The organism is Streptomyces sp. NBC_00250 (assembly GCF_036192275.1).
Classification (GTDB): domain Bacteria; phylum Actinomycetota; class Actinomycetes; order Streptomycetales; family Streptomycetaceae; genus Streptomyces.
On record NZ_CP108088.1, the window covers coordinates 7,947,213 to 7,970,813 of the forward strand.

The 23,601-nt window shown below is 70.2% G+C and carries 17 protein-coding genes; 11 read left to right on the top strand and 6 right to left on the bottom strand.

Annotated features, from left to right (window positions below; translation table 11 throughout):
- Window positions 1-349: 349 nt before the first annotated feature.
- The 5 genes from OG259_RS36040 to OG259_RS36060 form a co-directional block, all read right to left on the bottom strand.
- On the bottom strand, window positions 350-922 hold the full coding sequence (locus OG259_RS36040) for a dihydrofolate reductase family protein (RefSeq protein WP_328946059.1): 573 nt from the start codon (window positions 920-922) through the stop codon (window positions 350-352).
- A 58-nt stretch (window positions 923-980) separates the two neighbouring features.
- A complete protein-coding gene (locus OG259_RS36045; protein ID WP_328946060.1) occupies window positions 981-1,712 on the bottom strand; it encodes a class I SAM-dependent methyltransferase in 732 nt (243 codons plus the stop codon).
- A 439-nt stretch (window positions 1,713-2,151) separates the two neighbouring features.
- Window positions 2,152-2,538: a hypothetical protein gene (locus tag OG259_RS36050; RefSeq protein WP_328946061.1), complete on the bottom strand. Its 387-nt coding sequence runs from the start codon at window positions 2,536-2,538 to the stop codon at window positions 2,152-2,154.
- Between the two features lie 217 nt (window positions 2,539-2,755).
- The gene (locus OG259_RS36055; protein ID WP_328946062.1) at window positions 2,756-3,526 is read right to left on the bottom strand and encodes a hypothetical protein; all 771 of its coding nucleotides are present in this window, start codon (window positions 3,524-3,526) and stop codon (window positions 2,756-2,758) included.
- A complete protein-coding gene (locus OG259_RS36060) occupies window positions 3,510-4,751 on the bottom strand; it encodes a hypothetical protein (protein WP_328946063.1) in 1,242 nt (413 codons plus the stop codon). Before OG259_RS36060 ends, OG259_RS36055 begins: the two co-directional genes overlap by 17 nt.
- Window positions 4,752-5,240: 489 nt before the next feature.
- Between OG259_RS36060 and OG259_RS36065 the strand changes: the two genes are divergently transcribed.
- From OG259_RS36065 to OG259_RS36100, 8 genes are all read left to right on the top strand, one after another.
- Window positions 5,241-5,729: a carboxymuconolactone decarboxylase family protein gene (locus OG259_RS36065; protein WP_328946064.1), complete on the top strand. Its 489-nt coding sequence runs from the start codon at window positions 5,241-5,243 to the stop codon at window positions 5,727-5,729.
- 190 nt (window positions 5,730-5,919) lie between these two features.
- A complete protein-coding gene (locus OG259_RS36070; protein ID WP_328946065.1) occupies window positions 5,920-9,408 on the top strand; it encodes a CHAT domain-containing protein in 3,489 nt (1,162 codons plus the stop codon).
- On the top strand, window positions 9,405-9,911 hold the full coding sequence (locus OG259_RS36075; RefSeq protein ID WP_328946066.1) for a hypothetical protein: 507 nt from the start codon (window positions 9,405-9,407) through the stop codon (window positions 9,909-9,911). The genes OG259_RS36070 and OG259_RS36075 overlap by 4 nt, the downstream gene beginning before the upstream one ends.
- A 3-nt stretch (window positions 9,912-9,914) precedes the next feature.
- On the top strand, window positions 9,915-10,919 hold the full coding sequence (locus tag OG259_RS36080; RefSeq protein WP_328946067.1) for a hypothetical protein: 1,005 nt from the start codon (window positions 9,915-9,917) through the stop codon (window positions 10,917-10,919).
- A gap of 113 nt (window positions 10,920-11,032) precedes the next feature.
- Window positions 11,033-11,611: an RICIN domain-containing protein gene (locus OG259_RS36085; RefSeq protein WP_328946068.1), complete on the top strand. Its 579-nt coding sequence runs from the start codon at window positions 11,033-11,035 to the stop codon at window positions 11,609-11,611.
- Between the two features lie 113 nt (window positions 11,612-11,724).
- A complete protein-coding gene (locus OG259_RS36090; RefSeq protein ID WP_328946069.1) occupies window positions 11,725-15,609 on the top strand; it encodes an SGNH/GDSL hydrolase family protein in 3,885 nt (1,294 codons plus the stop codon).
- Window positions 15,610-15,710: 101 nt separating this feature from the next.
- The gene (locus OG259_RS36095) at window positions 15,711-16,283 is read left to right on the top strand and encodes an antibiotic biosynthesis monooxygenase (RefSeq protein ID WP_328946070.1); all 573 of its coding nucleotides are present in this window, start codon (window positions 15,711-15,713) and stop codon (window positions 16,281-16,283) included.
- Window positions 16,284-16,594: 311 nt separating this feature from the next.
- Complete coding sequence (locus OG259_RS36100; protein ID WP_328946071.1) at window positions 16,595-17,995, top strand: sulfatase family protein; 1,401 nt, start codon at window positions 16,595-16,597, stop codon at window positions 17,993-17,995.
- Between the two features lie 251 nt (window positions 17,996-18,246).
- Here the strand turns inward: OG259_RS36100 and OG259_RS36105 are convergent, their stop codons facing one another.
- A complete protein-coding gene (locus OG259_RS36105) occupies window positions 18,247-18,837 on the bottom strand; it encodes a hypothetical protein (RefSeq protein WP_328946072.1) in 591 nt (196 codons plus the stop codon).
- Window positions 18,838-19,225: 388 nt separating this feature from the next.
- On the opposite strand from OG259_RS36105, the gene OG259_RS36110 reads away from it, so the two are divergent.
- From OG259_RS36110 to OG259_RS36120, 3 genes are all read left to right on the top strand, one after another.
- Window positions 19,226-21,568: a collagenase gene (locus tag OG259_RS36110; RefSeq protein WP_328946073.1), complete on the top strand. Its 2,343-nt coding sequence runs from the start codon at window positions 19,226-19,228 to the stop codon at window positions 21,566-21,568.
- Window positions 21,569-21,651: 83 nt separating this feature from the next.
- Window positions 21,652-22,638: a proline racemase family protein gene (locus tag OG259_RS36115; protein ID WP_328946074.1), complete on the top strand. Its 987-nt coding sequence runs from the start codon at window positions 21,652-21,654 to the stop codon at window positions 22,636-22,638.
- Window positions 22,635-23,570, top strand: a complete 936-nt coding sequence (locus OG259_RS36120; protein ID WP_328946075.1) for an ornithine cyclodeaminase family protein — start codon at window positions 22,635-22,637, stop codon at window positions 23,568-23,570. The genes OG259_RS36115 and OG259_RS36120 overlap by 4 nt, the downstream gene beginning before the upstream one ends.
- The last annotated feature ends 31 nt before the right edge of the window (window positions 23,571-23,601 follow it).

The following is a 23,601-nucleotide window of genomic DNA, read 5'->3' on the forward strand; positions in this document are numbered from 1 at the left end:
GCGTCACCCGACCCGCGCGTACACGCGTCACGCACCCCGTGGGCACGCGCGGCCCACAGCCCGTGGGCACGCGCGGCCCACAGCCCCTGTCGCGGGCTGAGCCACGGCTCGCCCGCAGCCGGATCGACCGCCCGTGAGGTGGTCGTGGTCCATGCCGAGCCCTTCGCCGATCCCCCCGGCCGACGGGCGGCGAACGCGGGCGGCGCGGGGGCTCGTGACGGTGGCGAGAGCGTCGGCGGAACGCGTACGAGCCGCGCCGCAGGCACAGTCGGCCGACGGGGAGGACCTTCCCTCGGGGCCTTCACATGCGTCCCGTCGCCAGGGGTACCGGCCGCAGCCCCCCGAAGGGTCAGGGCGCAGCCTGGCGCGCCACGCGGTAGCGGAGGTAGACGACTCGTGAGTTGAAGGTGCGGGTCTCGACGAGTTCGAGATCCACCTGGCGCTCGTGGCGGGGGAAGAACGGAGTGCCACCGCCGACCAGGACCGGGTAGACCATGATCTGGTACTCGTCGATCAGACCCGACGCGGCCGCCTCGGCGGCGAGAGCCGCGCCGCCGATCGCGATGTCGCCCTCTCCCGGCTCGGCCCGCAACCGCTCGATCTCCTCCGCCAGGCCGCCGGAGGCCAGGCGGGCATGGCCCTGTACCGTCGACAGCGTGGTGGAGAACACCACCTTGGGGAGCGGGTTCCAGAGCGCGGCCCACTCGCGCTCCGCGTCGTCGAGTGAATCCTGGTCGGCGGTCTCCCAGTACAGCATCGTCTCGTACAGCCGTCGTCCCAACAGATGGACGCCGACTCCCCGGATCTCGTCGATCCAGAAACGAAAGACCCCGTCGTCGGGCGCCGTCCAGTCGAAGCCGCCGTCCGGCCCGACGATGTAGCCGTCAAGTGAGGTGCCCATCGAGTAGGTCACGCTGCGCATCAGAGGTCCTCCTCGGGAACGGGTTCGACACTGTGCCCGTTGGCCGCCGCCGGCGGACTCAACGGGAGTGAATTCGCAGCAAGGTGTGTCCGGCCACGTCCTCGGTCACACCCCAGAGGGTGGGGTGGGTGGTCAGGCGTTCGGCGAGGGTGTCGCGCAGGACATCGGCGGAGCCCCAGGTTCCGTACAGTTTGCTCTCGGTGAGTACGACCGGCTTGAGGCCGGCGTTGAGGACCGCCTCCCAGGTGGCCGCCGCGACACCCGGGGTGTGGGGGCTGCGGAAGTCGTCGAGGGAGACCACTCCGTCGCTGGTCAACAGCTCGCGGGCAGAGGCGATGTCGGCGCGGACGTGGTGGTACAGGTGCGAGGCGTCGATGTGCACGAAGCGGCAGCTGCGGGCGGGCACATGGCCGGTGATCTCGGAGGAGGACCCCTGGATCACGGTGGGAAGCCGACGGTGGAAGCGCAGATAGTTGGCCTCGAACACCTGGCGGGTCAGGGTCGGGTAGTACACCCGCATCTCGGTGGCCGTGGAGTCGTCGGGGGCCTCGCCCGCGTCGAACAGGTCGCAGACGGTGAACCGCTCGCCTTCGGAGGCGTGGTAGCCGATGAGGATGGCGCTCTTGCCCTTGTAGACGCCGAGTTCCAGCAGGTCGCCGCGGATGCCGTGGTCCCGCTGATGGGTCAGGAGCCAGTCGAAGAGGAACCGGTCGGCGTCGAAGAACCATCCCTCGACCTCGTCGAGCCGGTCTGGCGTGAGCAGGGGCGGGGCGGTGTCCTGTGCGGTCATGACGGGTCCTCATGTGTGCGGGCGGGGCGGTCCACTCCCGGGCAGGCGTAGCCCGTGGCGGGCATGCGCGGGAGCCGGGTGTACGCCGTAAGGGCGGCCCGAGACTACGTTCCCCACCAGTGCCCCCGTTCGTATCGCTTCCCCGCCACGCACGACGTCCACACGACAGGCGTAATCCCACGCCGGGTCCAGATCCAGGGCCCGGCTCGTGGCTGCCCGGTGCCCCTCGCGGCTGCCGGGCCGCGATCGGCCTGCCGGGCCGGCCACCGATCTCTGGATCGAGCAGAGGTGAAAGAGGTGAACCTCGTCGCCCGGGTGATCTCCCCACGCGACGAGAAGGGCTCGATCGACGGCCCGGCTCACCGCCTCAGGAATCGGGGCGCAGCCGGGGAGCGGGACAGCCGGGTGGGCTGATCAGCGCGGACAGCAGCGAGGCGTGTCACCGGACAACAGTGATCTCCGGAAGCGACCGCTCCCATTCACCCAGTTCTGCGACGAGAACCCGGCGGGCCAACCGGCGGGCCTCAGCCCACCCCTCGTCGGTGGACAAGGCATCCCTCGTCCACCGATCGTGATTCTCACCCCCGCTCATCCCGCTGAGGATCACGTCGATCCCCTCCAGATCAGCCATCACTCCGCTGGTGAGCCGGCCCTGGGCCACGAGCTCGTCGGCCAAGCCGAAGGCATGATCGAAGTCCAGAGCGATCTCGTCCGTCACCACGCCGTGCCTGTCCAACCAGGCAGCCTGGATCTGGGCATCAGCCGCCAACACGGTCAGCGACTCGATCAGCAGACGGCGACGGAACGAAGCATCAGGAGTCTCCACACGACGATCGTTGCACGGAGCCATCTCCTCCACGCGCCCCAGCACCCACGCGCCCGAGCACCCAAGCGCCCCAGCATCCACGCGCCCCAGCACCCACGGGCCGAGCACCCAAGCGCCCCAGCCGAGCACCCGAGGCGGGTGATGCGCAGGCCGGGCAGTCCAAAGCCTCGGCAGAAGAACGGCCCGACCTCCAGGAGACTTGAGTCCGCCCTCTAGGTCAGACGGGCGGCGTGAGGTCGCTCTCGCTGACGGTGTACGTCAGCGGGGGGTAGACGAAGTCCGTTTCGTTGTTCTCACGGCGCCGCAGTTGGTAAAACTCGCGCCGCTGCTCGTCGTTGGCCGAGACGAGGCGCGTACCCTGCGGGAGGTATGCATGTCCGTCGCGAAACCGAACGAAGGTCTTCGACGTTCGAAACGTCACGCCCAGCCATTGGTTGTCCGCCGTTGGGACGGGCGTGTCGAGTACGATCTTGTGCCTGAGTCGCCGATTCGAGTCGACGGAGAACACGACGATACCGTCGTGGGCGAGGGGGATCTCGAACTGTTCACCACCGGGCGCCTTCGACTCGAAGATCAGCTTCCGCGGCGGGCTCGCTTCGGGGTGCTGATAGCAGGAGAAGACGGCGATGAACGACTCGTCGGCCAGATCGAGGGCTTGGTCGGAATGGCTGCCCATGGTTCTGTAAGCGTTCGTGTAGTTCTCGATGAGGGCGTTGTTGAAGCCGATCGGAATCCCGGCGCGTTCTTGAATCTGCTGCGCCAGCCGTTCGTGCACCGCCTGGAAACGCTGCGTCGGGATGCCGTATCGAGTGGTCGTCCGTACGAGAGGCGCGCCGGCTTCCTCGTCGATCTTGGTGAGGGTGGCGCCTCGTCGGCCCTTCCCTACGTCTTCCAGGCGAGCCGACGCGGACAGCTCCGCAAAGAGATTCTCCTGGGTCGGCAAGGAGTACGAGAGGATCTCGTCCGAAATCCTAGATTCGGGGGGCAATGTAGTCTCCCGTGTTCATGCTGAAGAGAAACTTGTCGCCGTAGTCGATGAAGGACGAGGTCCTGTTCTCCTCGGCGTACAGCCTGCGCAGCTCGTTCATTCCGTCCGGTGTGGGTGGCCCCAACTTCACGAGTTCTCCGGCCATTTTGAGGAACGTGTGGTCGTTCTTGTGAACGGCTTCGGCGCTCGAACAGCGCACCACGTATCCCAGGCGGGTCGGGAGCAACTCGGCGTCCAGGGTTGAGGGCCGGATCTCGTGTGTGTACAGGCGGTTGGTGGACAGCGGCATGAAGAACACGGAGCCGGGGTACAGAGTCAGCGTGAATTGCGAGGGGAGCGCGACCCCGTCGCGTTCTGCGGCCGGTTCCTTGAGGCGGAAATGGAGTCTGGTCAGCCCGCTGGCACCCTTCACGCCGTGGTCGAAGGTGTCTTCGGCCAGGGGCTGCAGGTTGTCGAGCCCGTCATAGAAGGTACAGAAGGCCATGATCCCATTGACGGGCATGTCCTTGGTCTTGTCGGCATGGGCCGAGATCTTGGCCTTGGACTGCTTGCGCTCGGTCGTGGCAAGGGTGTTGTGATACGTCTGGGCGAGCACGTGATTCAGCGGCGCCTGGTTCCGGAAGACGGTGGCCGCCTCGCGGTTCAGAGCCTCGACGATGTGCGTGTCGGTGGGGCGAAAGCTCTCGGTCGGCCCCGAGAGATTCGTGGAGCACCGGAGCAGACGGAAATGTAGTTCGTCGCCGTCTTGTGTGACGGGCGTCAGGTAGATCCCGCTGCGATGGGCTGTTCCAGGCTTGGTGGACTCCGTCAGGGACTGGAACGCGTGCTCCGCGTGGATCCGTCCGAAGTGATCGACTCCGAGGTCGAAAAAGCGGCGGTAGTACACGCCGGCGCCGTGTATGCGGAGGGGAACTCGGCCGAGGTCGACGAGGGTCCAGAGCCTGTCGACTTCCTCGTGGTAACCGTGTGACAGTTCCCGGATGACGAATACCCTGGCCGCCGCACGCAGTTGGTGGTCGCTGATGGCCGATACGTCGCCACAGAGATAGACAGTCTTCTGCGCGAGGTCGGCCGAACCGGAAGCAAGGTCCTCCAGCGTGATGGTGGACCCGAAAAAGTCCCTGATCAAGTTCCTGATCACGTCGTTGTCTTGCAACGTCGAAGGCGTCACCAAGATGGTGCTCGTATCCTCGATGCAGGCCTCTGCCAGCTCTGTTGTGTCCATCAAGCCGTACCTGCCCTTCGCACTCTGATGCACGACCCGCGGAGCCGTGGACATGGAAACGGCCCGCACACTTTCATTCGCCTTGCGAGGCGCGAACGAAAGGAGACGGACCATTGAATCTTGATGATCTCACGGGGTACTGCGGCGGGCAACGGACTTGCTGTGCAGGCGGTGTGCGGAGCCGCTCGGCGAGGTCGCGAGGTCGCGAGGCCTGGCGGACGGGCGGACGGCCCGCGTTGGGCGGGCTGTATCGGTCGGTGGTCCTGGTGGTGGCCCGCTGATGCGTACGGGAGGCGACCCGTGGTGGCGGTCTAAGGCGAGGTGCGCGCGTTGCGGTCTCTCTCCCCCCCCCGTGCGCATCGGCCGCGCTCTCCAAAGAATCTTCCCGGCTCCGGTCACATCTTCGTGTGCCGCTCCGTCAGTGCTGTGAAGACGCCAACCCGGCCGACACACAAGCCGCATGCACGTCGCGATACAAGGAGAGCAGCCATGACGAACACCTCTATCTCCCGGATGCCCGACCCTTCCGAGTTCGTGCCCGAGCTGAAGGACGTCAGTGCCGCCCTGTTCCGGGCGACGGGGAACCGCTCGGTGCCGCGCACCACGATGAGTCTCGTCCACCTGCGCGCCGGGCAGATCGTCGGCAACACGTACCTGACGATCCTGAACACCGGTTTCCTGCGCAAGGCCGGGGAGTCCGAGGCGCGCATCACGGCCGTCTCCTCCTGGCAGGACGCCCCGTACTTCACGGACGCCGAGCGCGCCGCCCTCGCTCTCGTGGAGGCCACCCTCCAGCCCGCCCCGCACGGCAGGGAGCGCGTCTCCGACGAGCTGTACGCCGAGGTGGCCAGGCACTACGACGAGAAGGCACTGGCCACCCTCACCATCGCGATCGGCCAGATCAACTTCTTCATCGCCCTGGCCGTCATCGGCAAGCCCCAGCCCGTGGACTCCCTCGCCGACCAGCAGTGGGACTGACCCCCGCCCGTCCCGTCCCCTCGATGCACGCGGATGCCGGCGGGGTGCTGCTCTCGACGGCGTAGGAGTGCATCGCCGTCCGGAGACCTGCGGTTGCCACGATCGGGTGACAGGGTTCGTGGGGCCGAATCTCGCGGCGGTGGGCCCCTAGCCTGGTTGTCGATCTACTTCCACGCGGGGGATGAGTGCGATGCGGCTGCCCAGCCGAGAGCGGCTCCGGCGCTACGAGGACATCCAGGCCCAACCCACAGGCCTGCACGATCGCTGGTGGCGCGCGGTCCGGCTGGCCGGGGCCGCCGTACCGCTGTTGATCGTGGTCCGGTCGGGGCAGCCGGACTCGGGGGCCGGCTCCGACGTCCTGCGGTTGCTCCTCGCCGGGCTCATCCTGTTGCGGGCGGGAATCGGCGAACGGCGCATGCGTGCGATCAGCCGGGCGGCGAGGCGTGGGCGGTGCCGCAGCGAGGCCGCGCTCCTGTGGACGGGGACCGGTCTTGCGGCGCTGCTGCCGTCGGGCAGAGCGACACCTGACCTGTGGGAGGTGGTTCTGTGCGCGGTGCTGGCCTCCGCGGTCACCCTCTTCGGCTGCCTGTACGAGTTCCGGACGTGGCCGCAGGTGAGGGGAGTGTCGTCGTTCTGGGTACGGGGCTTCGGCCGCCTTCGGACCGGATTCTGCTACGGCTGGATTCCGGCGCTGATCGCCGTGGTACAGCCGGACGCGGTCGTCCTCCTGCCCGCGGCGACGGCCATGACCGTCCTGGAGATCGGCTTCGCCCTCGGCGCATGGCGGGCCGGCGACTGGGCCTTGCGCGCTGATGCCGCGGTCGAGCTTCTGACGACGCGGATCGCCCGCGACCGTTTCCCCCTGGGTCTCTACGCCATCGCCCGCGAGCGATGGTGGGAAACGGCGACACGGCCACCGCACCGGCCCGACCTGGCACTGTGGGAACTGTGGCTGCGCCATCGTGAACTGCTGTCCTCCCGCAAGGGATACGACCTGGTGCCGATGGTCTGGCGGCCCTTGAGCGCCGTTCCCACCTCGGAGGGGGAGCCGTGGATCAGCGCCGCCGAGGCATCCGCGGAGTCGCTGCGCCGGCTGTGCCACCAGCACATCGGACGGGACTCCGTCCAGCGCCGTGAACTGTCGACCACGGCGCGGATCGTCACTGCGATGACCGCGATGGCACGAGCGGAAGTGAGCTGCTCCTCGGGTGAGTTCGACTACGCGCTCCGCAACCGCCGTTACGCCGCCGAGCTGTACGCCGCCGCCGGCCTCCACGGCAACGCGGCAGCTGCTCGTTGCCTCGCGGCAGATGTGCTGGTCTTCGATCTGCAACGGCCGGAGGAAGCCGTAGGAGAGGTGGAACAGGTCGCCGACCGGCCCGATCTGCCCAGGGCGGTGGCCTGTCTCGCCCTGGTGCTGAAGGCGGTGGCAGGAGACAGGGCGGCCGGCCTGGCGGCCGCCCGCATGATGCCGCTCGACCTCCGGTCCGCCAAGGGACTGTTCGACGAGCTGCCGACCTGGCTGCCCTTCGGCAGCCACTATCACCAGGAGATCGCCTTCGTACGGCTGGTCGAGCAGCGCTTCGCCACCATGGCCGAGACCCTCGGCCCCGGACTTCCCGCCCAGACCCGGACGCGCAGCATGTACACCTCGTTCCTGGATCTCTACGAGATGCCCGCCGCCCATGATCTGCGTCAGGCGCTGCAACGCGCGCGTGAGTCCTTGGAGAGCGGCTCGACCGGCGTGGCGGGCACGGGCGCGCCAGCCACCGGCGCGCCAGGCACCGGCGTGCCAGACGTCGCCGTGCCTGGCATCGCCTCGCCTGGAACCCACGTGCCAGGCATCTCCGCGCCGGTCACCGCCGCCTCGGACCTCGCCGCGCGCGCCATCGCCGAAGAGGTGGTCGCTGCCGCCCGTTCCCTCGGCGACCTGCCGCACGAGGCGGAGGCCCGTCGCCTGCTGGCTCGGATCGCCGAGGCGGAGCACCGGTGGGCGGATCTCACCACCGAACTTCTGGCCGTCGTGGATCTCGTCGAGCGGATGCGGGAACGGGTCAGTGACGGCGACACCCGGATCGACCTGGACCTCTCACCCTCCTGCGCGCAGCTGATCGAACTCGTCGTCGACGGGCGGGCCCCGCACCTCGGCCCGGCCCAGGCGGTCGAGCTGGCCGAACGCAGCCGCTCCCGTCTACTCCTTGAGGTGTTCGGTTCCTCCGTAGATCCGGAACTTCCGGTGCGGCTGGCGAATCTGCGTGAGCGGGAACGGGGGATGGAGCAAGGGCGCGTACGGGAGGGCGTCCTCCCGCAGCCGGGAGGCACCGACTTCGCGCACCGGGACATCCACCCCGCCCATCAGCGTCGGTACCGGGCGGCGCGCGAAACGGTCTGGGCGGAGCTGGAGGCGTCCGGGCCGCTCGGCGCGGCGTACGTCAGACACCGGCGGGGAGAACCCGCCACGTTCGAGGAGCTGCGCGCTGTTCTCCCGCCGGGCGTGGTGCTCTGCGAACTCGTCCGCCGCGGCTCGCGGATGCTGGTGCTCGTGGTGCGTGCCGACCGGCCGGCGCCGGCTGCTTTCGCGGTCCCGCTGGACGAGGACCCCGACCTGTTGCAGCTGCCCGCACCGGCCGGTCCGGCTCGTTGGGGGAAGCCTCTGTGGCTCCTTGCCCGGGCGGTGGCCCAGCATTCCGCACCGGGGGAGACCGTGTGGCTGGTGCCCGACGGGTCCCTGCACGACCTGCCCCTGCACGCGGTGGAGGTGGCCGGGGTTCCGCTCGGCGAGCGCAATCCGCTCTGCGTCACGCCCAGCGCGTCGCTCCTGCGGCACCGGCTCGGCCGGGACGCGACCTCGGGCGTCCGGCGGGCGCTGGTCATGGCCGACCCGGACGGAGACCTGCCGCACGCCCGGGCAGAGGCTCATCTCATCGGCTCCCTCCTGCCGCAGGCCGAGGTGCACACCGGTGGGTCCGCGACCCGCCGCCTGCTTCTCGAACGGCTGGGTTCGGAGCCGTACGACGTGCTCCACCTCGCCTGCCACTACGGGGTCGACCGGGCCCAGCCCTCCGGGTCGGCGGTCCGTCTTGCCGATGGGCGACTGACCGTCGAGGACTTCCTCTCCGTGCGGCTCGACGCCTCCCTGGTCGTCGTGAGCGGATGCGAGACCGGGGCCCAGCAGAACCGGAAGGGCAACGAACTGATCGGCCTCACCAGGGCCCTGCTGCATGCCGGGGCCAGAGCCGTGGTCGTCAGCCAGTGGGCGGTCAACGACGTCTCCACCGCCTTGCTGATGACCGGCCTCTACCGGGAGCTCGGGAGTGGGCGACCCGTCGCGGCGGCTCTGTCCACGGCGCGCGGTGAGGTCCGGACGATGAGCTTCCGCGACGCGGTGGTGCAGTGCGAGCGGCTCCGGAAGCTGTCGGCCAACCGGCCGATCGCCGTTCGGCTGGGTCATGACCTCGCCCAATTGCGACTGCGGGCCGGTGACGCGGCAGGGGCCCTGGCGGAGATCGAGAGACTGCTGGCGGACACCGGCCACGGCACCGACGAACACCAGGCCCTGACCAACTTGAGGCGACAGGCCCGGTTCCAGCACGGCCGGCTGCGCGCCGACTACTCGCTGCCCGCCTTCGCCGCCCCGTTCTTCTGGGCCCCCTTCACCCTGGTAGGAGACTGGCGATGACACTCGGCGAACTGCCCCTGGCTCCCGTCACCCCGTTGTCCGAAGCCGCGGCGGACGGCGGCTACGTCATGACGATGGACGCGGAGGGCTGGCCCACCGCACTCGGCAGGCTCGACAACGCGGACGCAGGGCTTCCCCCGGCCGTGCTGCTGCCCGCACCGATGACCATGGTGGCGTTGTGCACCGGCGGTGCACTCGATCTGCTGGCCCTCAACCCCTACGGTGCGCTGGTCCATGACGGCGGTCGCACTCTGGGTGTGCTGGAACAGCACACCGTCTCCGCGTACTTGGTCACCCTGTCCGCCCGTGGCACGCTGCGGAACGACGTTCCGTCGCCCCTGGACTCCGTCCTCGCAGGTGCCTACGCCACCCCCGTCGCGCGTGTCGTCTGCCGCTGCGGCCTGCTCACCACCCTGACCGAGTACGACCCCGACTTCCCGCCGGCCTGCCCCGGGTCCGGAGCCGAGGCCACACCGCATCCGCTGGCCATCAGGGCGGAGTGACCGGTGTTCACCACGACGCTGGGCGAGGCGGCCCAGTTCGCGGGCCGCCGGTTCGTCCGGGTCGCGCTGCTGCCCAGCCTCGTCTTCTGCTCCCTGCTGGGCGTCGTCGCGTTGGTCGGCGGAGAGCAGCCTCCCAGCGCCCTTCTGCGTACCTGGAGGGCCCAACCCGTCGAGTTCAAGGCACTGCTGGTGGGAGGGTTCCTGACCGCTGTGCTGCTCGTCTCCGCGTTCCTGGACTCGGCCCAGTCCGCCGTACTGAGGTACGCCGAAGGGTACTGGGGCCACCTCGCGGACCGGTCGCTCGGCCGGTTCGGACGCCGTTGTCACCGGCTGCGGTTGTTGAGGTCCGCCGACGTATCGCCACAGCACCTCTACCCACCGAGGTCACGACTGCACGAGGTGCGGCCGACCCGCCTGGGGAACATTCTCAAGGCCGCGGAGCTGTACCCACAGCTGCGCTACGGAATCGATGCCGTACTCGTCTGGCCCCGTCTGTTCCCCCTGCTCCCGGAAGGGTTGGCCGGAGCGCTGGCGACGGCGCGCGCGGAGCTGTCCGCGCTCCTGACCCGTGCCGTTCTCGCCTGCGCCTTCGCCGTACTCGGCGCCGCCTGGGTGGCGATCCGGAGCGGCCCGCCCACCCTGCTGCCGGCCTGCCTCTGGGGTGGTGTCCTGGTGGCCTGGACGTCCTACCGGGGCGCCCTGAACGCCGCGGTGGTGTACGGGCAGCACGTTCGGGTCGCCTTCGACCTGCACCGTCTGGATCTCCTGGAGGCGCTCGGCGAGGAGCGGCGCTCCGATCCGGAAGCGGAGCGGGAACGCTGGAAGCGGATCTGCCTGTTCTGGCACCGAGGGATTCCCCTGCATCACGAGACCCCGCCGGCCGAGAGTCCCCGGACGGCTCCCGACCTGCCCGTCGCACCGGCGGGCCGCGGCATCTCACTTACGCAACTGAGCTTGGCGGCTGCCGTCACCACCGGACTCATGGGGGTCCTGACGCCGTACGTGTGAGGGCGGGGTTACGGGTCGGGCGCGCGGCTCACACGGATGGCCGATGCCCGATGCCGCGTCCCACCAGTACGTTCACCGTGCCGATCTTGTGCACCCCCCACCGAGGAGTCACCGTGTCGCACCGTGTCCGGCTGCCCCGCTTCCTCCGCGCGCTCACCGGCGCCGCCCTGCTCGCCGTCGTCACCGTCGCACCCGCCTCGGCGGGTGGCGGCGTCGAGCTACGGCCGTCGATCTTCCCGCCCGACGGCCACGTCGGGCGGCTGGTGAACGTGGGCACGGGCAAGTGCCTGGAGATCGCCGACGGTTCGCACGCGGACGGTGCCCGAGCACAGCAGTGGGACTGCGTGGGGGTGCGGCAGCAGTCCTGGCGATGGGAACTGAGGGGCATCTGGTACGACGAGTGGCAGCAGGAGCGCCACAACTACCGTCTGATCAACGTGGAGAGCGGCAAGTGCCTGGAGATCGCGGACTTCTCGCATGCCGACGGCGCTCGTGCCCAGCAGTGGACGTGCGCCAACGTCGGCTCCCAGATCTGGGACTTCCCGTACGCCAGCTACCGGCGGACGATGATCTACAACTTCCACAGCGGCAAGGCCCTGGAGATCGCCGACGGCTCGCGGGCCAACGGGGCCCGCGCGCAGCAGTGGCAGGTTCCCTACATCGTCCCGAACCACATGCAGTGGGATTTCTGAAGCAACGGGTGTGGCGAGGACTCGCCACATGGCCACCCATGCGGGGGATGGCCAGCAGTGATTACGCTCCGTAACGTTCGGGGTGTTCACGCCGTCCGTCCCAGGAGGTCCCCATGCGCCTGCTCGCCGCTGCCCTGGCATGCGCGGCCGCGATCGGACTCGTCGCGGCCACGACCCCCGAGCCCGCGCCCCGGAGCAGTCCACGGCCGGTCTCCGCGGAGCGAGCGGAGACCGGCGGGGACCTCGCATGGACCACCGCCGGTGATGCGGACGGCTTCCATGTCTTCGGCGCCCGGGAGTCGGAAGGGCACGACTGGCGCACCGTCACCTCACTGTCCGAACCCGGCATCGAGACCGACCGGTGGATCGGCAACGCCTGCCTGACGGCCTCCGGCCGCAGGCTCGTGGTCGTGTACGCCCCGAGGTCCTTCACGAACCGGCCGGAACTCTTCCTGCGCGGCGGGTTCACGGCGGTCGTGGACCTGGACACCGGAGCCGTGCGCAAACTTCCGGTGCGGACGACCCTCGCGTACTACAACCCCGGGTGCGGGGCCGGTGAAGAGGCCGTGCTCACACAGGCGGGCGACAGCGACCTCGGGAAGACCCGCCTGATGAGGCTGGACGCGGCCTCGGGCACCCTGGAGGCTCCGGTCACGGCGGCCGGTCAGCTCACGTCCGCCGTGCCGACGCCACAGGGGCTCGTCGCGGCCGGCGGCCCCCGACTGGTACGCGTGGACCCGGACGGCTCACTGCACACCCTGGCCCGCTCGACAGGCACACCCTTCGAACTCCACCCCGACAACGAGGGCGGGGTGTGGTTCATGGACCGCACGCACGACCAGGTGCGCGTCCGACGCCACCACACCGACGGCACCCGCTCCTACGCCCTCGGCGCGACCGGACACGTGGGCCTCTCCCCGGGGGCGGGCGGCCGGGTGTTCCTGACGGGCCTTCCGAGCGAGAGGCGACTCCCGAAGAGCACCGTCCGCCCGGGAGCGGCGGAGGGCACGCTGCCGGCGACCGCGTCCTGGCTCGCCGTGCCGGCCACGGCGGACGCCTCCTCGGCAGGCGCGCTCGCGGTCGCCGACACCGAGTACGGCGAGGGGCGCCGGGCCGCCGGGCCGCGCATCACGACCGTGACCGCGCGCACCGGGCGACGGAGCGTGGAGGGTGTCCCCGACGAACGACGCGTGCCCGCCCTCCCGGAACAGGGTCATGCCCCGTCGCCCAGCACCAGGGCGCGTCCGCAGGCCGGGCCGCGCGCCCTCGAGGACCCCCACGACCCCGTCGACGTCGACCGCACCTGCTCCATCGCCCGGGGCGACGTCCGTACGCAGGTCTACCAACCGACCCCTCACCAGGTGGAGTGGGCCGCCGACATGCTCGCCCAAGGGGGTCTCGACCTGGAGCGGCCGGCCGACTGGAAGGGCTCGGGCCTGCCCGCGTACGCGCCGCACCGCATGTTCCCGCCGGTTCCCCTCGCGGGCGGCGGACGGATCCCGGCGCAGATCCTGCTCGGCATCACGGCCCAGGAGTCCAACATGTGGCAGGCGTCCCGCCACACGGTGGAAGGGCTGACCGGCAACCCGCTCATCGGGAACTACTACGGCATCCCGTTCAAGGTCGCCGCCGACGAGAACCAGTGGGACGTGGACTGGAAGCACGCCGACTGCGGCTACGGCGTCACTCAGGTCACCGACGGCATGCGGATGGCCGGCCGGACGAAGCCCGATGAGGTCGCCCTGCCGCCCGACCAGCAGCGGGCCATCGCCGTGGACTACGTCGCGAATCTCGCGGCGGCCGCCCGCATCCTGGCCGAGAAGTGGAACGAGCAGGCCGCGGCCGGCATGAGGGTCCACGACGGGGACCCGTCGCGCCTGGAGAACTGGTTCATGGCGATCTGGGCGTACAACAGCGGCTTCTACCCCAAGCAGGAAGCGGGCGAGCCGTGGGGGCTCGGCTGGCTGAACAACCCGGCCAACGCTCACTACCGCGAGAACCGGCTGCCGTTCCTCGACGGCCGGCCGGGCGACGCCTCGCACCCCCAGGAATGGCCCTACCCGGAGAAGGTCATGGGCTGGGCCGCGCACTCCATCGGCAAGACCACCGGCAACAACGGAGCCGGTTTCCAGCCCGCCTGGTGGAACACGAACGACCAGCGCGCCCAGGTCAAGCCGCCGCGGATGCTGTTCTGCCAGGTGAAGGCCAACGACTGCAACGGGCACCTCATGTTCGTCCCCGACGACCCGTCGGTCATGCCCACGAAGGCCGGGGAGAAGCCCGAACCGCCCAGCCACTGCGGGCACATCAACCCGGCCACAGGAAAGTACGACCTGAAGTGCTGGTGGCACGAGCCGGTGGCATGGAAGAAGGACTGCGCCACGGAGTGCGGCCACGAGAAGATCCGGTTCGACGCGGGAGAGCACTCGATTCCGCCCGACGTGGCGGTCCATCAGCCGAACTGCCAGGCCGAGGACCTTCCCCAGGGAGTCCTGGTCGTGGACGACGTCCCCGCGGACGTGCCCGCCGTCACCCCCGCCGCGTGTCCGCGCCGTAGCGACGGCACGTTCACCTTCGACTTCGCCAAGGACGGCCAGACCGGGGACTTCCTCTCCAAGGTCGACCTCCATCAGATCGGCGGAGGATTCGGCGGCCACTTCTGGTTCACCCACAGCCGGGCCGGGGCCCTCGGCGACCGTCTGAAGGTGACCGGGTGCTGGGAGCTCGGACGAGAGCTGGACGGCTGGGCCCGCGTCATGGTGCACATGCCGGATCACGGCGCCCACACCCAACAGGCCGCGTACACCGTCCACACCGCGGACGGTCCGAAGCGCCGGACCCTGCTCCAGCGCACGGAGGAGAATCGTTGGGTGCCCCTCGGCGCCTTCCGGTTCACGGGGCGACCGCGCGTCGAGCTGACCTCCGTCACCGGCGGTGCGCCCGACGGGAAGGAGGACATCGCCTTCGACGCGATCGCGTTCCAACCCCTGCCGGGCAAGCCGCGGCACCAGGTCGTCACCCTCGGCGACTCCTTCGCGGCCGGCGAAGGCGCCTCGCCCATCACAGGGTCCAAGTACTACCCCGAGTCCGACCGCATGGGCCTGACGGACTACCGCAACGCCTGCCACCGCTCGTACGCGGCGTGGTCCCGCAAGGCGCGTCTGCCGGACAGCCGTCACACGCTCGGATACCGGACGGACGTCTGGGACCCGGACGTCGACGCGCACCTCCTGGCGTGCAGCGGGGCCCTCACACAGATGCTCCTGCCGATGGCCGCCCCTGGTCAGGAACCCGTACGCAATGCCTTCGGGCTGTCCGCCGAGGGCCAGCACCGCGAGCCCCCGCAGCTCGACAAGGGGTTCCTCGACGCGAACACCACGCTGGTCCTGCTGTCCATCGGCGGTAACGACGCCGGGTTCACGGACATCTTCAAAACCTGCTTCGTCACCGTGGCCTGCCACGAGAACCTCGTCCTGAACCTGGACGGCACGACGAGAAAGCGGATCACGGAGAAGGTGGCGCCCTCGGTGAAGACGGCCCTGCAAGAGATCGCCAAGGCCGCACCCAACGCCAAGATCGTCGTCATGGGCTACGTGAAGCTGTTCACCGCCTCATGCGATGCCACGTCCCAGCCCGGCCAGACCGCCGCCCTCAACCCGGAGGCCGGAGAGGTCGAGTGGATGGGCGAGATCACGCTCCACCTGCGCGACGAGCTCGCCGGCGTGGTCAAGAACCTCCGCGAGTGGCCCGACCGGCTGGACGTCCACTTCACCGATCCGATCGACCGGTTCGGAGCACGAGGCGTGTGCGGGAACCCCGAGGCGGTCAACGCCGGCATTCCCAAGCCCACCCGCGGCGAGGGGGAGGAAGGCGGATTCCCCGGCCTCAACCCCCCGATGAGCCAGCAGTCCTTCCACCCCAACGAACTCGGCACGACCATCCTCGCCGACGCCCTCACCACCGACCTCCCGCTCTTCGGCTACCCCCGCGCCGGGTAGGCCCGCAGAGCGAGGTCCCGAGCGCCACGGGGCGGGACGCCGTTCCGCCCCGATCGGCGCGTAGAGTAGGCGCGGGCGCGGTGTGATCATGAGGAGTATGGGTGACCGCCGTCAGCCTTGAGCAAGCCACCGTCCCCGCCGACACCGGCGAGGTGACCCTCCTGATAGCCCGCCGGGTGGAGCCCGGCTACGAGGCCGCGTTCGAGCTGTGGGCGAAGGGCATCCTCGACAGCGCCGCCGCCTTCCCCGGGCACCTGGGATACGGCCTCTTCCGCTCCTCCGGCGGCGACGCCCCGTGGTTCCTCGTCCACCGCTTCCGGGACGCGGAAGCATGCCGGGCCTGGCAGGAGTCGCCCGAGCGGGCGGCCTGGTTCGCCGACTGCCGGGGGCACCATCACACGGAGGTCGCCCGGCGCCAACTGACCGGCATGGAGACCTGGTTCACCAAGCCGGGCTCGACACGGCCCGCTCCGCCCCGGTGGAAGATGGCGATCAGCGCGACCCTGGCGATCTATCCGATCTCCGTGCTCGGCAGTCTCTTCCTCGTACCACGCCTGACCATGCTCCCGGTCCTGCTCAGCAGTGCGGTCGTGGCCTGCGTCTTCAACGTGCTGATGACCTACGTGGCGATGCCCACGGTGAGCCGACTCCTGCGCGGCTGGCTCACCCCCTAGGGATGTCATGCCGACACAGGGTCCGTCATTTCATCTTCCGTATATGGAAACGGAGTTGGGGCATGCCTAGTGTCGTGCGCATGGCAACAGGAATCCTCACTGTGCGCCGTCACGTCGACCAGGGGCGCGCGGCGAGCGCCCTCTGTACGGTCGCCCGGGCGCGCTGAACGCCTCCTTCCCCGCGGGACTCCCACCCGGCGCCCTCGCCCGGGTCCCGCCGCACGCACTCTTCCCAGCATCCCGGCCGGCGGCTCGTAGCCGCCCGTCCGTCGCGCCCCCGTGCGCCGACGTACCCAGGAGGAACGCACACCATGAGTGAGAACCGACGCCCACAGGTGAGCCGCCGCGGCTTCCTCGGCGGAGCCGCCGTCGCCGCCGCCACCGCGCTTCCCGGCCTCGCACAGATCGCAGGAGCCGCCCCTGCCGCCGCCGCGGCCCGCCCGAACATCCTGCTCATCGTCACCGACGACCAGCCCAAGCAGACCGAGTGGGCCCTGCCCAAGACCGTCGGCTGGCTCGCCGACCAGGGCGTGCGCTTCTCCAACGGTCATGTCACCACGCCGCTGTGCTCCCCCTCGCGCTCCAGCGTCTTCTCGGGACGGCACGCCCACAACCACGGCGTGCGCAACAACAAGGCCTCGCACGAGCTCGACCAGAGCACCACCGTCCAGAGGTACCTCAAGCAGGCGGGATACCGCACCGGCCTGTTCGGCAAGTACCTCAACTCCTGGACCCTGGCCGACAATCCGCCGCACTTCGAGGAGTTCGCCCTCCTCCAGCCCGGATACGTGAACGCCCAATGGAACGTCGACGGCACCGTCCAGGCGATCAACGGCTACACCACCACCATCATCAAGAACCGCACGCTGAACTTCCTCGACAAGGCCGCCACCGACACCAGGCCCTGGTTCGCGTACGTCACCCCGTACGCCTCCCACGGTCCGCGCACCCCCGAGGCGAAGTACGCGGGTACCGCCGTACCGGACTGGAACGGCAGGCCCTCGGTCTCCGAGGGCGACCGCAGTGACAAGCCGGCCTACATCCGGAACGCCACCGGCACCCTCGCCGACGGCCAGGCCATCCGTGCCGAGCAGCTGCGCACACTGCTCTCCGTCGACGACGCGGTGCAGGCGTTCAAGGACAAGCTCCAGGACCTGGGCCAGCTGGACAACACCCTCGTCATCTACATCGGCGACAACGGCTTCAGCTGGGGCGACCACGGCTGGACCGCCAAGTCGGTGCCCTACCGCCCGGCGCACGAGGTGCCGTTCTACCTCTCCTGGCCGGCCGGCGGACGAGGCTCGGGGACCGTGGACAACCGCGTCGTCGCGAACATCGACATCGCGCCGACGATCCTCGACGCGGCCGGCATCACCCCGGCCGCACCCCAGGACGGCCGGTCCCTGCTCTCCACCTACAGCCGCGACCACCTACTGGTGGAGTGGTGGAAGCAGGGCACCGGCACCGGCGGGGCGCCGACCTGGTCCTCGTACGTCGCCAAGGACAAGCAGTACACGGAGTACTACGACCTGACGACCGACGGGAACGGGACGGTGTCCGGCACCGGCCAGGTGAAGTTCCGTGAGTACTACGACCTGACGAGCGACCCGCACCAGCTGACCAACAAGCTCCACCAGGCCACGCCCGCCGAGGAGCAGGCCCTCGGCATTCCGGCCCTGGCCGCCCAGCTCGCCGCCGACCGCTTGTCCTGACCCGCCCCACGACCGACGGCCCGCCACGACCGCCGCCGCCACGCCCCCCCATGACCACCGTCGGCCGGGCACCCGTGCGACCACGCACGGGTGCCGCGACCAGGAGCAGGCGGTGCTCGGGCGGCCGGCGAGTTCAACCCCAGAGGTCGCCGAGCGACCGGATCGTCGACTGAGGCCGGAAGAGCGTCTGCTTGACCCGCGTCCTTGGACCTCGCACGGCCGTCGGGCGGCACCGTGGGGCCGGGCGGGTGTCAGTCGGTGATGTACCAGTCGCTCTTGAGGTACTCCAGGGTGTAGCTGCCGAGGTCGCTGTCGGAGAAGGTCGCGGCGGACCTGACCGCTGCGGCCGGCATCTCGATCTTGCCGGGCCCGCGGACGACGATGCGCCGAGGGTCGACGGTCGCGGTCTGCAGGGCCTTCTTCTGCGCGGGGGAGATCATCTGGAAGACGGCGGTGTACGTCGATGTGCACGGGCCGAGTCCCTGGTCCTCTGCCTGCTTCGCGGCGGGCCCGGCCACTTCGCAGACCGTGTGGATGTCCTCATGGCCGAGGGCGTGGAGGTACTGCTCGTACCGCCGGATCGCGCCCTCCTCGGTCTTGGGCGAGGGCTGCTCGCCGGTCGAGGTGGCCGACGGCTTCTCGGTCCGAGCGGATGCGGATGGAGTGGTCGGTGCGGCCGGCGTGGTCGGCGGCTCTTCGGCCCGCGCGGACGCGGACGTGGACGTGGACGGCTGTGAAGGCTTCGCGCCGGCGCCCTCCGTCGAATCCGCCGGACCGCACGCGCACGCCACCAGCGCCACGCAGGCCGATACCGCCACGTTCACCATCGTGCGAGCTCGCATCCGGTTTCCTCCGGTCCCCTCGCCACCAGCCGACAACACATCAAGAGGTCACGCAGGATACGGGGGAACGGTTCCCGGGCCGGAGGGGGCGGGCTGCCGGGTCGGCTAGCGGGCAGGCCGGTGCCGGGGTCCGGGCGACCTCCTCTCCGTACGCGCCGATGGACGGGTGGTGGTCCTCGGCCACCAGTTCGTCGACGAGCGGCTCTGGATGAACCTCGGGTAACTGGTGGCCGCACAGGGGTTGTCAGTGCAATTTCACATTACTATGTTACACGTCACACGGTTCGATGAGCCTTCGTCAAACACCGTGCGCACCACAACAGTTCTCGTCACACCCCATTGACGTTCCCCCACCACTCATGGAGTTCTGTTGTCCATCCACAGACGTGTGCGTTCGTCCCTGCTCACCTCCGCCATCGCGGTGACCCTCCTGGCCTCCTCGGGCCAGACCGGGGCCTCGGCGGCCGACACGGACGCCCGCGCCACCGCTGTCCCCGCCGCGTCGACCGGCGCTCCGGCCCCCCGGGCCGATCACGGAACCAACCCGTTCGACGAGGTGGAGCGCCTCGCCACCGCTCCCCGCAAGACCTTCGGCCCCGCGCCCGCCCCCGGGAGCCTCGCCACCGGGCGCGTCCCCGGCCGGGCCCCGGCCAAGGCCACCGCCGCGCGGACCTTCTCGGCCGACACCAAGACGACCGCAGCCGGCGTGCCCTGCACCCTCGACGGGATCACCGGGCTCGGCCCCGAGCAGTTCGCCGACTTCCTCGCCGACCCCGCCGTCCTCGCCGACGACTGTCTGCGCGGTCTCATCTGGACCTGGGACGCCCGGCTCACGCCCGTCATGTCGGACGCCCACGTCCAGGCCGTCGCCCGCCGAATATCCGGCCTGGCCGCCTCCCACGACGGCCGCAACTCCTCCCATCTGGAGGAGATGTTCACCTACCTGCACGCCGTCGCGTACCACGACTACTCCCGCGACGAGATCGACACCACCGACGCACCCACCGTGAACGCCGTCCGCCAGGCCGTCGCCGACTTCGGCAACGCGGCCCGCACCTTCGACGTCACGAAGAGCAATGCCGTCACCCTGCGCGAAGCCCTCTACGCGGCCAGCGCCCCCGGGCTGCGGCAGCACCAACTGGGCCTGATCAAGCGGGTCCTCGCCACCATGGACCCCTCGCACACCGCCACCCACCTCGACCCGTCCTGGGCAGGGGCCGCGCTCGCCGCGCTCTCCGTCAACTACCTGGGCGTCTACCCGGGCAACCAGGACGCCGCCTTCCAGGCCGCGGCCGCCGCCGACCCGGCGTACCGCGCCGTCTTCAAGGCCTTCGTCGGCTACGGCCACCTGAAGGGCACCGCCAACGACTGGGTCGCCCGCGACGCCCTCGGCGAGTACGGCCGCTTCGGTGAGATCCCCAGCCTGCGGACGGAGATCACCGCCGAGCTCGGCGGCCTGCTCGGCCAGGTCGTGACCACCTTCGGCCGCGGCAGCCAGCAGTGGGCCAAGATCGTCTCCTGGCTCAACTACTTCGACGCGTGCAAGCCGTACGGCGTCTGCAAGGCGGACATCGAAGCGCAGATCTTCCCGTACACGTACACCTACGACAACGGGGCCATCAAGGTCCGCACGGGGCTCGACCGGGCCACCGTCGACCAGCTCTACTACGCGAGCAAGCAGGTCAAGGCGCAGTTCCACCGCGTCCTCGGCAGCGACCAGCCGCTCGCCGGCGACCCCAACACCACCCTCACCATCGTCCTGTACGGCTCCCGGGCCGACTACGAGAACTACCACCCCATCCTGACCGGGATGGACACCAACAACGGCGGCATCTACATCGAGCGCGGTGCCACCTTCTACACCTACCAGCGCCGTGTCCCGCAGGACTCGTCCCTGACGCTCGAAGAGCTCTTCCGCCACGAGTACACCCACTACCTCAACGGCCGCTACGCCGTCCCCGGCTTCTTCGGCGAGGGCCCCTGGTACCAGGGCGACCGCACCACCTTCATGGACGAGGGCACCGCCGAGTTCTTCGACGGCGCCACCCGCGACGACGGCATCAAGGTCCGCAAGTCCCTGGTCCGCGGCGTCATCAACGACACGGCGGGCGGCGGCCCCCGGATGAACCTCCGGCAGATCCTCAACGCCACCTACGACGGCGACGGCTTCCGCTTCTACAACTACGCGGGAACGTTCTTCGAGTTCCTCTGGAACGAGAAGCCCTCGCTGATCCGCGAGATGTACACCCACCTGCGGAACAACGACGTGGCCGCGTACGACGCCTGGCGCGTCCGCCTCGGCAACGACGCGGGCCTCCAGAGCGACTACAACCGCTTCCTCGACGCCCAGATCGCCAAGGTCGACACGCTCTACGTCCCCAACACCACGTTCACGCCCAACGCCCAGCTGCGCGACGCGGCCCTGGACACGGTGAAGTCCACCTTCGCCACCGCCACCTACAACACCCCCGACTGTGTCGAGAAGGGCGAGCCGGGCAAGCGCCGGTTCGTCTGCACCGGCCGGATCACCGCCAACCTGTCCAACTGGGGCAGCCCGGACCAGAACTTCAAGGACATGTCCGAGACGGTCGACTACTTCATCCTCGACCGCGCGGGCGCCGCCTCGAACAACCTGGCCGACATGAACTGCTCCTTCGGGCCGATCGACATCTGGTCCACCAGGGTCGCCGGCACGTCGAGTTTCAGCTGTGAGGGCCCCCTCCGCAGCTGACCCACCCCGTCCGGGCCGGTCCCTCCATGCGGAGGGACCGGCCCGGCGCACACCCCGAACCACCTTCCCGGAGGCCGTACTTCGTGAGCACCACCCCGCACACGGTCCGCACCACCGACTACCACACCGCAGGCGAACCCTTCCGGATCGTCGACGAGGACCTGCCCCCGATCCCGGGCGACACCGTCGCCGAGCGCCGCGCCACCGCCCTCACGACCGGCGGATCGGGCACGGATCCGCGACCGGGCCCCCTCGACGACCTGCGCCGCCTCCTGTCCCGGGAGCCGCGCGGGCACGCGGGCATGTACGGCGGCTTCATCGTGCCGCCCGACGACGACGGCGCCCACTTCGGCGTGCTGTTCTGGCACAAGGACGGCTACTCCACCGCCTGCGGCCACGGCACGATGGCCCTCGGCGCCTGGGCCGTCGACACGGGGCGCGTCCCGGCTCCCGCCGACGGCGACGTCTCCGTGCGGATCGACGTGCCCTCCGGACGCGTCACCGCCGCCGTGCACCGCGCGGACGGCCGCACCACCGGCGTCACCTTCCGCAACGTCCCGACCCGCATCGTCGCCCGAGACGTCAAGGTGACCACCACGCTCGGCACCGTCGACGCCGACCTCGCCCACTCCGGCGCCCTCTACGTCTCCGTCGCCGCCCGCGACCTCGGCCTCGACGTCTCCGTGCCCGCCCTGCCCGAACTCGTCCGAGCCGGACGGGAGATCCGCGCCGCGCTCCCCGCGCACGACGTGTACGGCGTCATCCTGTACGAGGAGCTCCCCGACGCCCCCGAAGGGCTCCACCAGCGCAACGTCACCGTCTTCGCCGACGGGCAGATCGACCGCTCACCCTGCGGCTCGGGCACCTCCGCCCGCCTCGCCCTGCTCGGCGACGACGGACGCCTCGCCGTCGGGGACACCCTGCGGCACGAGTCCGTCGTCGGCACCCTCTTCACCGGCCGCCTCCTCACGGCGGGCATCACCGAAGTCAGCGGAACCACCCACCGCACCGGCACCCACGCCTTCGTCCTCGACCCTGACGACGAGCTGGGAGCGGGGTTCCTCCTGTGAGCCCGCCCCTCTTCCTCGACGCCGCGACCATGGCCCGCCTCATGGGTCCCGCGGCGGTGACCGACGTCCTCGCCGACGTCCTGCGGGCCGGACTCGACCCCGACGCCGGACCGCCCCGCTCGGCCGTTCCCGTCCCCGCCGGTGAACTCCTCCTGATGCCCGCGGCCTTCGGCTCCTTCGCGGGCGTCAAGGTCGCCGGAGTCGCCCCCGGCAACCCCGCGCGCGGTCTGCCCCGCATCACCGGCTCCTACCTCCTGCTCGACGGCGCCGACCTCCGGCCGCTCGCCCTCCTCGACGGGGCCGCGCTCACCGAGCTCCGCACGCCGGCCGTCTCCGCCCTCGCGGTCCGCGCGCTGACACCGGCCGACCGGCCCCTGCGCCTCGTCCTCTTCGGGGCGGGGCCCCAGGCGTACGGTCACCTGGAGGCCGTCCTCGCCGTCCGCGAGGTCGCCGAGACCGTCGTCGTCGCACGCGAGCCGGTCGGCGGACGTGCCCTCGCCGGGTACGCGCGCACCCTCGGCGTCCTCGCCCGCACCGGCACGCCCGACGAGGTGGCCAAGGCCGATCTCGTCGTCTGCTGCACCACGGCGCGGGAACCGCTCTTCGACGGAACCCTGGTGGCGCCCGGCGCCACCGTCGTCGCCGGCGGTTCGCACGAGCCGACCGCCCGCGAGACCGACAGCGCGCTCGTCGTCCGCTCCGAGGTCTACGTCGAGGCGCGGACCGCCGCGCTGCGGGAGGCGGGTGACCTCCTCGTCCCGCTGTCCGAGGGGGTGATCGGGGCCGACCACATCGCGGGCGACCTCGCCGACCTGGTGACCGGTCGCCGGCAACCGTCGGGCGGACGTCCGCGCTTCTTCAAGAGCGTGGGCATGGCCTGGGAGGACCTCGCCGTCGCCACCGCCCTGTATCGGGCCGCCCGTTCGGCCTGAGGACACCGGCGCCCCGGTCCCGCGCGCACGC

Excerpts from the sequence above, each read along its gene's own strand:
- OG259_RS36040 (WP_328946059.1), bottom strand. The coding sequence starts at position 922 with ATGCGCAGCGTGACCTACTCGATGGGCACCTCACTTGACGGCTACATC.
- OG259_RS36045 (WP_328946060.1), bottom strand. The coding sequence starts at position 1,712 with ATGACCGCACAGGACACCGCCCCGCCCCTGCTCACGCCAGACCGGCTC.
- OG259_RS36060 (WP_328946063.1), bottom strand. The coding sequence starts at position 4,751 with ATGGACACAACAGAGCTGGCAGAGGCCTGCATCGAGGATACGAGCACC.
- OG259_RS36065 (WP_328946064.1), top strand. The coding sequence starts at position 5,241 with ATGACGAACACCTCTATCTCCCGGATGCCCGACCCTTCCGAGTTCGTG.
- OG259_RS36070 (WP_328946065.1), top strand. The coding sequence starts at position 5,920 with ATGCGGCTGCCCAGCCGAGAGCGGCTCCGGCGCTACGAGGACATCCAG.
- OG259_RS36075 (WP_328946066.1), top strand. The coding sequence starts at position 9,405 with ATGACACTCGGCGAACTGCCCCTGGCTCCCGTCACCCCGTTGTCCGAA.
- OG259_RS36090 (WP_328946069.1), top strand. The coding sequence starts at position 11,725 with ATGCGCCTGCTCGCCGCTGCCCTGGCATGCGCGGCCGCGATCGGACTC.
- OG259_RS36100 (WP_328946071.1), top strand. The coding sequence starts at position 16,595 with ATGAGTGAGAACCGACGCCCACAGGTGAGCCGCCGCGGCTTCCTCGGC.
- OG259_RS36105 (WP_328946072.1), bottom strand. The coding sequence starts at position 18,837 with ATGCGAGCTCGCACGATGGTGAACGTGGCGGTATCGGCCTGCGTGGCG.